The 12,498-nt window shown below is 63.6% G+C and carries 9 protein-coding genes and 2 rRNA genes; 8 read left to right on the top strand and 3 right to left on the bottom strand.

Features of this window, described 5'->3' with window-relative positions; translation table 11 throughout:
- Positions 1-108 precede the first annotated feature (108 nt).
- From RUGAMON1_RS03845 to RUGAMON1_RS03820, 6 genes are all read left to right on the top strand, one after another.
- Positions 109-348 (top strand): accessory factor UbiK family protein, encoded by a 240-nt coding sequence (locus tag RUGAMON1_RS03845; protein ID WP_008444917.1) that lies wholly within the window; start codon positions 109-111, stop codon positions 346-348.
- 98 nt (positions 349-446) lie between these two features.
- Positions 447-1,958, top strand: a complete 1,512-nt coding sequence (locus tag RUGAMON1_RS03840; RefSeq protein WP_445229263.1) for a YifB family Mg chelatase-like AAA ATPase — start codon at positions 447-449, stop codon at positions 1,956-1,958.
- A 113-nt stretch (positions 1,959-2,071) separates the two neighbouring features.
- Positions 2,072-2,521 (top strand): ester cyclase, encoded by a 450-nt coding sequence (locus RUGAMON1_RS03835; RefSeq protein ID WP_152805566.1) that lies wholly within the window; start codon positions 2,072-2,074, stop codon positions 2,519-2,521.
- A gap of 141 nt (positions 2,522-2,662) precedes the next feature.
- Positions 2,663-4,369 (top strand): M1 family metallopeptidase, encoded by a 1,707-nt coding sequence (locus RUGAMON1_RS03830; protein WP_445229262.1) that lies wholly within the window; start codon positions 2,663-2,665, stop codon positions 4,367-4,369.
- Complete coding sequence (locus RUGAMON1_RS03825) at positions 4,369-4,875, top strand: hypothetical protein (RefSeq protein ID WP_445229261.1); 507 nt, start codon at positions 4,369-4,371, stop codon at positions 4,873-4,875. The genes RUGAMON1_RS03830 and RUGAMON1_RS03825 overlap by 1 nt, the downstream gene beginning before the upstream one ends.
- A 183-nt stretch (positions 4,876-5,058) precedes the next feature.
- Complete coding sequence (locus tag RUGAMON1_RS03820; RefSeq protein WP_445229260.1) at positions 5,059-5,400, top strand: DUF1840 domain-containing protein; 342 nt, start codon at positions 5,059-5,061, stop codon at positions 5,398-5,400.
- A gap of 10 nt (positions 5,401-5,410) precedes the next feature.
- Here the strand turns inward: RUGAMON1_RS03820 and RUGAMON1_RS03815 are convergent, their stop codons facing one another.
- Complete coding sequence (locus RUGAMON1_RS03815; protein WP_445229259.1) at positions 5,411-9,319, bottom strand: sensor histidine kinase; 3,909 nt, start codon at positions 9,317-9,319, stop codon at positions 5,411-5,413.
- 231 nt (positions 9,320-9,550) lie between these two features.
- On the opposite strand from RUGAMON1_RS03815, the gene RUGAMON1_RS03810 reads away from it, so the two are divergent.
- Both RUGAMON1_RS03810 and RUGAMON1_RS03805 read left to right on the top strand, forming a co-directional pair.
- Complete coding sequence (locus tag RUGAMON1_RS03810) at positions 9,551-10,525, top strand: DUF2157 domain-containing protein (RefSeq protein ID WP_445229258.1); 975 nt, start codon at positions 9,551-9,553, stop codon at positions 10,523-10,525.
- Positions 10,522-12,120: a GDYXXLXY domain-containing protein gene (locus RUGAMON1_RS03805; RefSeq protein ID WP_445229257.1), complete on the top strand. Its 1,599-nt coding sequence runs from the start codon at positions 10,522-10,524 to the stop codon at positions 12,118-12,120. Before RUGAMON1_RS03810 ends, RUGAMON1_RS03805 begins: the two co-directional genes overlap by 4 nt.
- A 51-nt stretch (positions 12,121-12,171) precedes the next feature.
- Here the strand turns inward: RUGAMON1_RS03805 and rrf are convergent.
- Positions 12,172-12,284 (bottom strand): 5S ribosomal RNA (gene rrf / locus RUGAMON1_RS03800).
- Between the two features lie 128 nt (positions 12,285-12,412).
- Positions 12,413-12,498 (bottom strand): 23S ribosomal RNA (locus tag RUGAMON1_RS03795); the annotation flags it as partial.

Genomic DNA, 12,498 nt, shown 5'->3' with positions numbered 1-12,498 from the left:
TGTGAGAATGGGATGGCTGCGGCGGTGATTTTGCCGAATTTCGCACCACATTAAGGCTGGAGTGCACTGCAATGGTGCAATGCATTGCTGGCGAGATCAAGGAATATTATGGATATGAACACTTTTTTTAACGACTTGCAAAGCAAGATCAATCAGGCCATCGAAAACTCACCAGCAAAGGACATTGAGAAGAACGTCAAGTCGATGATGACCCAGGGTTTTGCCAAGCTGGACCTGGTGACGCGCGAGGAATTCGATGTCCAGGCGCAAGTCCTGGCCAAGACCCGCGCCAAGCTGGAGGCGCTGGAAGCGCGTCTGGCGGAGCTGGAAGCCAAAGCCGGTCAATAAAGCAGGTCCGCGCCGCGCCCGTTTGGGCTAGCGCAAAGCACCACAGCGGGCCTGGGCTACGCTGGCGGCTGGTATCCCCACTGGTCGTCCGCTAACCCATGAGCCTAGCCGTACTCAAAAGCCGCGCCCTGGCGGGCATGGAGGCGCAAGAGGTCAGCGTCGAAGTGCATCTGGCCAACGGCTTGCCGGCGTTCACCATCGTCGGCCTGGCCGACACCGAGGTCAAGGAAGCCAAGGACCGCGTCCGCGCCGCCATCCAGAACGGCGGCTTCGAATTTCCCGCGCAACGCATCACCGTCAACCTCGCCCCCGCTGATTTGCCGAAAGAGTCGGGCAGGTTTGACTTGCCGATCGCGCTGGGCATCCTGGCCGCCTCCAAGCAAATCCCCTCCTCCCGCCTGCATCAATACGAGTTCGCCGGCGAGCTGTCGCTGTCCGGCGAGTTGCGGCCGATACGCGGCGCGCTGGCGATGTCGCTGGCCACACGCCGCGACGGCGGCACGCTGGCCTTCATCCTGCCGCTGGCCAATGCCGACGAGGCGGCGCTGGTGGGCAACGCCGCCATCTACCCGGCGCAATCGCTGTTGCAGGTATGCAGCCATTTCGCGGCCAGGTCGGTCGACTCCATGCTGTCGCGCCACGAGTCGACGCCGCTGGTGGCGCCGCTGGAGTATCCCGACTTTTCCGACGTCAAGGGACAGGTGTTCGCCAAGCGGGCGCTGGAGGTGGCGGCCGCTGGCAACCACTCGATTTTGCTGGTCGGTCCGCCAGGCGCCGGCAAGACCATGCTGGCGGCGCGCTTCGCCGGCTTGCTGCCGGAGATGAGCGACGAGGAGGCATTGGAAGCGGCCGCCGTGCAATCGCTGACGGGCAGCTTCCGCATCGAGCACTGGAAGCGCCGCCCCTTCCGCTCGCCGCACCATACGTCGTCCGGCGTGGCCTTGGTCGGCGGCGGCAACGTGCCGAGGCCGGGCGAGATTTCGCTGGCGCATCGGGGCGTGCTTTTCCTTGATGAGTTGCCCGAGTTCGCGCGCAGCGTACTGGACGTGCTGCGCGAGCCGATGGAATCGGGCCGCATCACCATCTCGCGCGCCGCCCGGCAGGCAGACTTCCCGGCGCATTTCCAATTGATCGCCGCGATGAATCCCTGCCCTTGCGGCTACCTCGGGCACCCCAGCGGCGTCTGCCACTGTTCGCCTGACCTGATCCAGCGCTATCAGGGCCGCGTCTCCGGCCCGCTGCTGGACCGCATCGACATCCAGATGGAAGTGGCGGCGGTCGATCCCGATATCCTGGCGGCGGATGCCGACGGCGAATCGTCGCGCACGATCGCCGCCCGCGTGCAGGCCGCCACCGACATCCAGCTGCAACGCCAGGGCAAACGCAACCAATACCTGAGCACGCGCGAGATCGACCAGTATTGCAGGCCCGACCGGCCCGGCAAAGCGCTGCTGAAACAGAGCATGCAACACTTCCAATGGTCCGGCCGCGCCTACCACCGCATCCTGCGCGTGGCCCGCACCATCGCCGACCTGGCCGGCAGCGAGCGCATCCTCCTGGCGCACGTCAGCGAAGCCGTCCAGTACCGGCAGGCGCTGCGCAAGATCTGAGCCCAATTCCAACGCAAGGAACGGAGTTCGCGCTCCATGGCGTTTCGATATCGTAGGCCCTGGAGAACTTGAAAGCACTCCACCTCCCAACCCGATCATTTAAGGAATCCATCATGTCTACAGCCGAAACCAATAAAGCCATCGTCGGTCGCTGGTTCACCGAATTCTGGGGCGACAACTACAACCCGGCCGTCGTCGACGACCTGGCATCGCCCGACATGCTGCTGCAATATTCGCTGCACGAACCACGTCGCGGCCGCGAAGACATCAAAGCCTTCATGGGCGACTTCCGCGCCGCCTTCCCCGACCTGTCGTTCGCCGGCGCGGCCGATCTGATCGCGGAAGGCGACTACGTGGTCGGCCGCTGGATAGGCGGCGGCACCCACACCGGCCCCGCCTTCGACGACTTCCTGATCGGCGCGCTGCCGGCCGAAACCGGCAGGAAAATGCGCTTCACCGGCACCACGGTGCTGCGCCTCAAGGACGGCAAGATCGTCGAAGAACTGGGCCTGGACGATGGCGTCACGGCGTTGCAGCAACTGGGCCTGATCCGCAAGGCTTGATCGCCCGGGCCAGCGGCGGCGGATGCCGACAAGCGTCCGCCGCCGCCCGTTCTAAATTCTGCCGATCCCGGCGCTAAGCGTCACCTCTTCGCTAGCCTTGCTGCTATATTGCTCGATGCCCCACAACCTGCCGGGAAATCGATGACACGCCTGCCCCTCTACCTTGCCGCCAGCGCGCTGCTGGCCGGCTGCGCCACCAGCCAGCTGCCGCTGACCGACTTCACCGCCAACTCCGGCAGCCCGCGCGCGCCGGAACAACTGGCCGTGACGTTTGAAAAAGCCGACCTGGCGCTGCGCGTCGATCCCGCCACCCGCAGCATCAGCGGCGATGCCGCGCTGACCTTCCTGGCCGGCGCGCCGCTGACCCGCATCGCGGTCGAGCTGGACCGCAACCTGCCTATCGATTTTGCCAGCGCGGACGGCGTGCAGCTGGCGCCGTCGGCGATCAGCAACCCGGACGGCCGCCTCTACCTGACCCTGCCGACGCCGCTGGCCGCCGGTGCCCGCACCACCGTGCGCATCCGCTACCACGGCGTGCCGCACGTGGCCTCGCACGCGCCATGGGACGGCGCCTTCATGTGGAGCAAGACCGAAGACGGCCAGCCGTGGATTTCCACCACCGTCGAAGGCGAAGGCTGCGACCTGTTCTGGCCTTGCATCGACCACCCGCAAGGCAAGCCGAAATTGATCGACCTGCACATCAGCGTGCCGTCGCCGCTGGTGGTGGCCGGCAACGGCGTCGCGCTCGGCATGGACGAGAAGGACGGCTGGCGCACCTACCACTGGCGCGCGAAGAATCCCAGCACCTACGGCGTCGCACTCAACATCGGCCCCTACGAGGTGCTGTCCGGCGAATACGACAGCCGCTACGGCAACAAGATCCCGCTGCGCATGTGGTACCTGAAGGGCCATGACAAGCAGGCCCAGGGCCTGTTCGCCGAATTCGCGCCGATGCTCGATTTCTTTGAGGCCCGCATCGGCCCCTATCCGTTCGGCGACGAGAAGATGGGCGTGGTTGAAACCCCGCACCTGGGCATGGAGCACCAGACCATCAACGCCTACGGCAATGGCTACGCCAAGTCGCCGTTCGGCTACGACTGGCTGCTGCACCACGAGCTGTCGCACGAATGGTTCGGCAACCAGATGACCAACGCCGACTGGGACGATATGTGGTTGCACGAAGGCTTCGGCAGTTACATGCAGCCGCTGTACCTGGAGCACCTGCGCGGCGAAAGGGAGTTTCAGGCCGAGCTGTTCAACCAGCGCAAGTCGCTGCTCAACAAGGTGCCGGTGGTCAGCGGAAAATCGAAGCGCATCGAAGATGTCTACCAAGACGCGCGCGGCGGCCCCGGCAACGACATCTACACCAAAGGTTCGCTGATCCTGCACGCGCTGCGCAAGCTGATCGGCGACGACGCCTTCTTCCGCGCCACCCGCCGCATGGTCTACGGCACCGAGACGCCCAAGCCGGGCAACTTCACGCCGCGCTACAGCAGCACCACGGAATTCATCGCCATCGCCAACCAGGCCAGCGGCCGCGACCTGGGCTGGTTCTTCGACGCCTACCTGTACCACGCGGCGCTGCCGGAGCTGGTCGAGGAGCGCAGCGGCAATCAGCTCAAGCTGAGCTGGAAGCTGAAGGACGGCGGCGCCTTCCCGATGCCGCTCGAAGTGCGCGTCAACGGCCGCATCGAAACACTGGCCATGGCCGACGGCAAAGGCGAACTGACGCTGCCGCCGCAAGCGCTTTACACCATCGATCCCAACTCCCGCGTGTTGCGCCAGCAAGTCCATATCGACGACTGGAAACGCCAGGAAGATAACCACAAAAAGAAAGCCAAATCCTGATGAAAAACATCTCCGTGGCGCTGCTGCTGGCCGCCGCCCTGTCCGCCTGCAGTCCGCAATACGATTGGCGCGACTACCGCAGCAATGACGCCCCCTACGCGGTGCTCTTCCCCGGCAAACCGGCCAGCCAGACCCGCAGCATCGAGCTCGATACCCTGTCGGTAAACATGACAATGACGGCGGCCGAAGTGGGCGGCGTGATCTTCGCCGTCGGCAGCGCCCAGCTGCCGGACGCGGCCCAGGGCCCGGCCGCGATCGAAGCCATGAAGACCGCGCTGGTCAACAATATCGGCGCCACCGTCACCAGCAGCAAATCCTCCGCCGACGGCAAGCAGGCCACGCTCGACGTCGAGGCCAAGGGCAGCAGGAATGGCGAAGCGATGCGCCTGATCGGCCACTTCATCGCCCGCGACAAGCGGATTTACCAGGTGATCGTCATGGGCCGCGACAAGCACATCGTGCAGGACCAGGTCGACACTTACCTGAGCTCCTTCAAACTGAACTGAAACCGGGGCCCAGGCTTAGAAAATGCTTAATCCGATAATCCGATGTGCGCTAGCGCTCATACAGACGGGGTCGCCTCTTGTATAGTGATCCCCAAGGCCTAATGTCTAGGCTACGGCGGACCGCTCGGGCAAGAAACGGTGCGCCGTGCTATCGTTCCAATTACAAGATTAAGAAAGCACGCCATGTTAATTTCCTTCAAATCGAAGTCCAGTCCAGAAGTGTTGATGTACCAGGAACATGCCCAGCGCATCCTGGATTTGCTGCACAAAAATCCTACGCGCGGCGTCATCACCGCGGAGGAAGCGGCGCAGGCGCTGTCCTTGCTGGAAGGTGAAGTTGCCGCAAGCAAATTACACCCGGAAACGGACATCGAGCACGACGTCCACACCCATGAGCAGGAAGATGGCGAGACGACGGAACACGCGGTGATGCAACGGGTCGGTTTTGCCGCCCGCGCCTTCCCGCTGCTGGAAATGCTGCGCTCGGCCAAGCAGGAAAACGAAAGCATCATCTGGGGCGTCTGAGCCCCGCCCGCTAGTCGCCCAATAGCGTCGCCTTGAGCGGCAGATCCAGCGTAAAACGCGTGCCCACGTCGAGCGCGCTGTCGACCCGGATGCTGCCGTCCAGCAGTGAGGTGACGATGTTATAGGTGATGCTCAGGCCCAGGCCGTTGCCGCCCTGACCCAGCTTGGTGGTGAAGAAAGGGTCGAAGATGCGCGCCTGGTGTTCCAGCTGGATGCCCTTGCCGTCATCCTGGAACACGATGCGCACCTGATCCGGTCCCAGCCGTACCGCCCACAGCTTGATGACGCCGCCGCTGCGCCCCTCGAACGCATGCAGCAGCGCGTTGTTGATCAGGTTGATGATGACTTGGCCGTACGGTCCGGGGAAGCTGTCCATCTGTATATCGTCCGGCATTTCCAGTTCCACCTGATGGCCGGCCTTGCGGATCTGGTTCTTCATCGTCGTCACGATTTCCTGGCTGGCCTGGTGCAAATTGAAATGGCGCCGCTTGGCGCTGGCCTGGTCCACCGCCACCTGCTTGAAACTGTTCACCAATTCCGCCGCGTTGCGCAGGCTGCGCATCAGCAGCAGCGACGCCTCGCGCGAGGCCTCGATGAAGCTGGTCAGGTCGGAACGGCGCAAGGTGTTCTGCGTCTGGCGCAGGTCGATCTCGGCCGTCTTGTCTTCCAGCGTGCTGGCGATCACCAGGCTGTTGCCGATCGGCGTGTTCAGCTCGTGCGCGACGCCCGCCACCAGCGCCCCCAGTGCCGCCAGTTTCTCGCGTTCCACCAATTGCTGCTGCGTGTCCTGCAGCTTGCGGTAGGAATCCGCGTTGGCGAACGCCACCGCCACGTAAGAGGCCAGCGTGGTCAGCATGTCGAGATCGATGCGCTGGTAGGCATTGGCGCGGTAGCTGTGCACCGTGATCACGCCGCGCACCTGGCCGGCCACCGAAATCGGCACATAGATCAGCGAACGCGGCTCGGTTGGCAGCGAGCCGTCCTCCAGCGTGCCCATGTCGTCGGCGCCGGAGACCAGTTCCAGGTGGTCGATGTAGCGCCGGTACTCGTGCTCGAGGTCGTTGATGAACACTTCCTGCGCATGCGTGATGCACCACACCGCCAGCTGGTTGGGCTCGCGCATGCTGCGGGTGTAGGGCGCATAGCGCTTGCCCTTCTCCATCGCGAACGGATATTCGATCACTTCCTCCTTGGGCCGGTAGATGCCGATGCCGAACACGCTGGCGTCCATCAGCGCATGCACCTGCTGGTACAGCATCGACATGATGGCTTCGCTATCCAGGTTGGCGGTGATGCGGCGGCCGATATCGGACAGCAGCGAAATGTTCCGGTGCGCCAGCTCCACGCTTTCCTTCTGGTGTTCCACCTCGCGCTTCTGGCGTTCGATCGATTCCTTCTGCTGCACCAGCTCGCGCGTGCGGTTGCCCACTTCCGCCTCCAGCGCGTGCTTCTGGTTCAGCAGCATGCGGATGCGGATGCGGAACAGCAGGTAGACGCCCCCCAGCGCCAGGCTCAGCATCAGCAGGCGGAACCACCAGGTCTTCCACAGCGGCGGCGCGATGATCACCTCCATCGCCACCGGCTCGCTGCTCCACACCCCGTCCTTGTTGGCGGCCTTGACGCGGAACACGTAGCGGCCGGCGTCGAGATTGGTGTAGGTGGCGAAGCGTTTGCCGGCGTCGGCCGTCACCCATTGCGGATCGAAGCCTTCCAGCTGGTAGGCGAAGCGGTTGCGTTGCGGGTCGGCGTAATGCAGGCCGGCGAACTCGAACGAGAAGACGGCGTCGCGGTAGCCCAGCCTGAGCGTCCTGGCTTCGTAGATCGGCCCCTTCTCCAGCACGTCGCTGCGCGCCTGGCCGGTCAGGATGGACTGGTTGAAAATGGAGAAATCGGTGATCGACACCGGCGGCGCATGGGGGTTGTCGTGGATGCGCGACGGCTGGAACGCCGTCACGCCGGACAGGCCGCCAAAGAACAGCGTGCCGTCGGCCGCCTTGTAGCCGGAGCCGATGAAGTAGGAGCCGTCGATCAGGCCGTCGCGCGAGGTGTACTCCTTGAACACGCCGGTGTCGGGATTGAGCATCGCCAGGCCGGACGTGCTGCTGATCCACAAGCGGCCGTGGTCATCGCCGAGGATGGCGCCGACCGGGTCCGGCGCGCGGCCGCTGTTGGTCGGGTAGAAGCGGAAATGCAGCTCGCCGTCGGCGCCCTGCTCGGCGCGGCACAAGCCGGCCGCCGTGCCTATCCACAGGCGGCCCTTGCCGTCTTCGTAGGTGTAGTGCACGCGCTTGTGGCTGAGGCTGTCCGCCTTGCCGGGCTCGTGGCGGTAATGGCGGAAGCTGCCGTTGGCGCGGTCGAAACGGTCGAGACCATTTTCCGTGCCCACCCACAACACGCCGTGGCTGTCCTCCATCAACGAATAGATGCGGCCGTCCAAGCTGTTCGGGTCGGCGGCGTCGTGGCGCCAGGTGCTGACTGCGCCGGTTTGCGGATCGATGCGGTGCAGGCCGGCGCGCGACGCCACCCAGATGACGCCGCCACGATCGACCACGATGCGCTGGATCGTCGCCGCCGCCGGATCAGCATCCAGCACGACCCGCGTGAACGGGCCGCCGGCCGCATCGCGCCAGGCCAGGCCGGTGGTGCTGCCGACCCACAGCCGGCCGCGCCGGTCGGTCTGCAGCGCCTGGATCTGCTCGCCCGGCAGGCTGGCCGGATCGCGCTCGTTATGGTGCCAGACCTCGGTCTCGCCCTTGGCGGCGTCGAGCAGGGTCAGGCCGTTGCCGGTGCCCAGCCAGTACTTGTTGGGCCCGGCGCCGGTGATCACCCGCACCTTGTTGTTGCTGATGCTGGGCATCACGCCGGGGTATTCGGTGTAGCGCTCGAAGCCGCCGCTGGTCAGGTCCACCCAGTCCAGGCCGGTGTACCAGTTGCCCACCCATAGCGTGCCGGTGCGGTCCTGGTACAGCGCGCTGATCTGGTTGTCGCCGACGCCGTGGCGGTCCTGGCTGTTGTGGCGGTAGGTGTAGAAGTGCCGCGTGACCGGATCGCGCCGTTTCAAGCCGTCGCTATAGCTGCCCGCCCACAGCACGCCGTCGCTGTCGTGCAGCAGCGCGGTGATGCGCTGCTCGTGCAAATCATCGACCGGCGCCAGCGGCACGCGCTCGGCGCCGTCGCTGGCCAGGCGCCATGCCTGCAAACCCTGCGTGGTGCCGGCCCACAACACGCCGTCGGCGCCGATCGACAGCGACAGAATATTGCTGGACGGCGCGGCGCCATCGCGCGCAGACCAGTGCTTGAACTTGTGGCCGCCGACCTGCAACATTTCCAGGCCGCTGGCCGTGCCCACCCACAGGTTGCCGAACGGGTCGCGGGCCAGCGGACCGATGCGGTCGTCGCCCAGGCTGTCGGCATCGGCGGCCGCGTGGCGCAGCGTCTGCACCTTGCCGCTGGCGGTGTCCAGATGCTGCAAGCCTTCGCTGGTGGACAGCCACAGCCCCTGCGCGCCGTCGCCGACGATGCTCAGGACGGTCAGGCCGCTCTTGCTGAGCTGGTGGGCGAAGGACTGGGTGGCGGGATCGTAGCGGTCCAACCCGCCCTTGCTGCCGATCCAGATGGTGCCGTTGCCGTCTTCGTACAGCGCATGGATGTAGTTGTCGAGCAGACTGCGGGGATTGGCCGGATCGTTCTTGAAGGCGGTGGTGCGGTAGCCGTCGTGGCGGTTCAGGCCGGCCTGCGTGCCCAGCCACATGTAGCCGTGGCGGTCCTGCAATACCGCAGTGACCGATTCCTGGGTCAGTCCCTGTTCGATGCCGAGGTGCTCGAACCGCAGGCTGAGCGGCGCCGCGCGCGCAATAGGCGTCAGCGCCAGCAAGAGCAGGCCACATAAAAGGATGGAACGTGTTGCGTAACCTGGCATAGGGCTGCGTCTCCTGGATGCAAGCCATTCTAATGCACAAAGGTAAAAAACCCCACCAATTCGCTGGCGGGGTTGGTACATGCTCACACTCTGTAAAGGTAGCTTCATGCTGACCGTCGCGTAGCGTCAACGTGCACCCGGCGGATTTGTCCGCGGCGGTTGGCGAAGCTCACGGCGCGTCAGCGGAGCCGGGGTTAAGCTTCAGCGATCACACCAACCAGCGGGAGGCGTATGAATCTTCGTCTTGCAATCCTTGCACTATCCGACAAATACGGTCTGTCAGAAGACGACGGCGAGCGGCTCCGGCAACTGGCCGGCCTCGACGCCCCGCCATCCACCCTCGCAGACCGCCTGCCCTTCGGTACGGCCATACTCGGCGCCGCTCTTGGCGGGCTGGGCGTCCTGTTCTGGATCGCCGCCAACTGGGCGTCGTTGCCGCAGTGGGGGCGTTTTGCCTTGCTGGAGGCAGCGCTGGTCTGCATGCTGCTCGGGGCATGGTATCGGCCAGGCGCCAGGGTGGCCCTGTCGCTGCTGGGCTTCCTGATCTGCGGTGGCCTGTTCGCCTGTTTCGGGCAGACCTATCAGACCGGCGCCGACCCGTGGCAACTCTTCGCACTATGGGCGGCGCTCACATTGCCGTTGTGCCTGGGGGTGCGCCACGATGTCTTGTGGACCGCGTGGACTATCGTCGCGCTCACCGCTGCGTTGCTGCTGTCCCAGGTTCAAGTGGACAATTGGTGGGATCGTCAGAACTCACTACTGCTGAGCAGCCTGGGCTCGTGGATTCCCGCTCTCGCGCTGGCGTTCGCCTATCGTTTTATCCCCACGCGTATCACCGGCACGGGACTGTGGCCAATGCGGCTCTGCCTGATCTACGCGACCATCGGCTTGGGGGGAACCGCTTTCCTGAGTTTGTTTGTCAATGACAGCCACGGCGTGTATCCGTTGACGCTGCTCACCATCGCCGCCCTGGCTTATGCCTTCAGTTTACCGGGCATGTTCGATGTCTTCGTTGTCAGCGCGCTGGGCCTGGGCGCCAATGTCATCGTCGTCAGCGGACTCGCGAAGCTACTTCTGGGACAGGGGAATAGCGACTTGATCACTGCGATGGTCTTCATTGGCGGGACGGCCGCAGCAATGCTGGCGGCGACCGTCAAGCTTATCGCCCACCTCGCGCACCGGAGCGCGGAGGAACTTCCATCATGAACAACACACGACTGCAGGAGCTGATTCAGTCAGCCAGCGGGCGCGGCATTTTGCCCAAGGACGCCACGCTCTCCGATTCAAGCCGGGCCTGGCCCATCGTGCTGATGACCGCCGTCGGCGCTTGGCTAGCCGCCATTCCCTTGTTTATCCTGATGTTCCTGATATTTAAGGAAGCGCTGTTTGACGGCGCAGGATGCTACATTCTGGGCCTGTTGCTGGTCGCTGGCGCACTGGTGATTTTGCACAAGGCTGGGCTGCCCATCTTTGTAGAGCATTTGAGTTTGCCGGCGCTGCTGGTCGGCGGCGCCCTGATCGGCTACGGCGCCTACCGCGACATGACTCATGCGCTCGCCGGAACGCTGGTCACGGTGATCAGCTTGGTCATCGCATGGCTGACGCCGCAAAACTGGTTGAGGGCCTTGCTCGGCGCACTCGCCTGCGCTGTATTCGTCGTCACGGTATCGGATGCCAGTGACTACGCCCCCTTGTGGCCAAGTTGGAATGGCATTCACTACGGATTGCTGGCTTGGTTACTGGCGCTGGCCTTCTCCGATGCACAGCGCGTCTCCAGCAACCAGGCGGCGATGATGATCGGCGTGGAATCCATCGCCACCGGCTGGATACTCTGGGTCCTGTTTGCCATTACCCAGATCTCCGGCCCGACCTTCCTCGGCGGAGCGTTGGCAGGCGGCTGGTACCCGTACGGACTCGTGTCAGCGGTATTCAATCATCCAAACCAGAAGATGCTTTCCGTCCTGATGGTGCTCGCGGCTGCCGCATGGCTGGCGTACCGCTGGCCAGTCTTGCGCGCGCCGCGTTATCTGGTGGCAGCAGCGATGCTAGCGGCACTGGCATGGCTGGTACAAACCCTCGGAGCAACGCTGCTCGTGCTAACTATCTGCGCTGGCAGCAGTCGTTGGCGACTGGCCGTTGCCAGCGCCGTCGCGGCGGCTTGGGTCATCGGCACTTTTTATTACCAATTGAATGTGTCGCTGGCGACCAAGGCGGTCATCATGACTGCAATGGGAGCCACGTTTGGCCTGATCGCGTGGCTCGCGTGGCGGGGCAGGCCTGGCAGCTCGGCGACTTCGGTGCCAGCGACGGCCGGCAAGGGAAGCCGATGGCAACAGGCCGGTATCGCGGCGTCGCTGCTGGCCACGCTTGTTGTCGCCAACACAGCGATCTGGCAAAAAGAAGAGTTGATTCGCACAGGTCGTCCGGTCTTTCTCGAAATGGCGCCGGTCGATCCTCGTTCTCTCGTGCAGGGAGATTATATGGCGTTGAATTTCAAGATGCCCATGTTCGGCGAAACCATTACCTCAAGGAAGGGACGCATCCAGGTCATCGCCAAGATCGACGGGCGCGGCATCGCGGTCATCCAGGGAGTAAAGGACCGGCAGACGCTGGCCTCTGATGAAATTTCGATCGAGTTGAAAACTACACAGAGCGGCCTGCGGCCAGCCAGCGATGCGTGGTATTTCAAAGAGGGGGAGGCGGATCACTGGTCCAAAGCCAAATACGGCGAGTTCAGGATCGACAGGCAAGGACATGCTCTGCTAGTCGGGCTGCGCGGCCCCGATCTTGAAAAACTATAGACGAAAAAAAGCCCCGACCAAATCATTGGAAGGGGCTTTTTAGAATAACTAGCCTGACGATAACCTACTTTCACACTGGTTGCAGCACTATCATCGGCGCAGAGTTGTTTCACGGTCCTGTTCGGGATGGGAAGGGGTGGGACCAACTTGCTATGGTCATCAGGCATTGACTTGTACGAGCGACGCTTTCAGCGGCGCTCCGAATCTGGAGAAGTAAGTAAATGGGGGTAATGAAGTTGTATCAACGAACGTTCCAACGTACTTCTCATTCACCATAACCTGCTAAGGTTATAGGGACAAGCCGTACGGGCAATTAGTATCAGTTAGCTTAATGCATTACTGCACTTCCACACCTGACCTATCAACGTCCTGGTCTCG

Origin of the sequence: Duganella rhizosphaerae (assembly GCF_040364205.1) — a bacterium.
GTDB lineage: Bacteria > Pseudomonadota > Gammaproteobacteria > Burkholderiales > Burkholderiaceae_D > Rugamonas > Rugamonas rhizosphaerae.
Note: the sequence above shows the minus strand (reverse complement) of the source record. Positions and strands in the feature narration are given on the sequence as shown.

Bases quoted from the DNA above. Each gene is read 5' to 3' on its own strand.
- RUGAMON1_RS03805 (WP_445229257.1), top strand. From the start codon at position 10,522: ATGAACAACACACGACTGCAGGAGCTGATTCAGTCAGCCAGCGGGCGC.
- RUGAMON1_RS03810 (WP_445229258.1), top strand. From the start codon at position 9,551: ATGAATCTTCGTCTTGCAATCCTTGCACTATCCGACAAATACGGTCTG.
- RUGAMON1_RS03820 (WP_445229260.1), top strand. From the start codon at position 5,059: ATGTTAATTTCCTTCAAATCGAAGTCCAGTCCAGAAGTGTTGATGTAC.
- RUGAMON1_RS03815 (WP_445229259.1), bottom strand. From the start codon at position 9,319: ATGCCAGGTTACGCAACACGTTCCATCCTTTTATGTGGCCTGCTCTTG.
- RUGAMON1_RS03835 (WP_152805566.1), top strand. From the start codon at position 2,072: ATGTCTACAGCCGAAACCAATAAAGCCATCGTCGGTCGCTGGTTCACC.
- RUGAMON1_RS03825 (WP_445229261.1), top strand. From the start codon at position 4,369: ATGAAAAACATCTCCGTGGCGCTGCTGCTGGCCGCCGCCCTGTCCGCC.
- RUGAMON1_RS03845 (WP_008444917.1), top strand. From the start codon at position 109: ATGGATATGAACACTTTTTTTAACGACTTGCAAAGCAAGATCAATCAG.
- RUGAMON1_RS03840 (WP_445229263.1), top strand. From the start codon at position 447: ATGAGCCTAGCCGTACTCAAAAGCCGCGCCCTGGCGGGCATGGAGGCG.
- RUGAMON1_RS03830 (WP_445229262.1), top strand. From the start codon at position 2,663: ATGACACGCCTGCCCCTCTACCTTGCCGCCAGCGCGCTGCTGGCCGGC.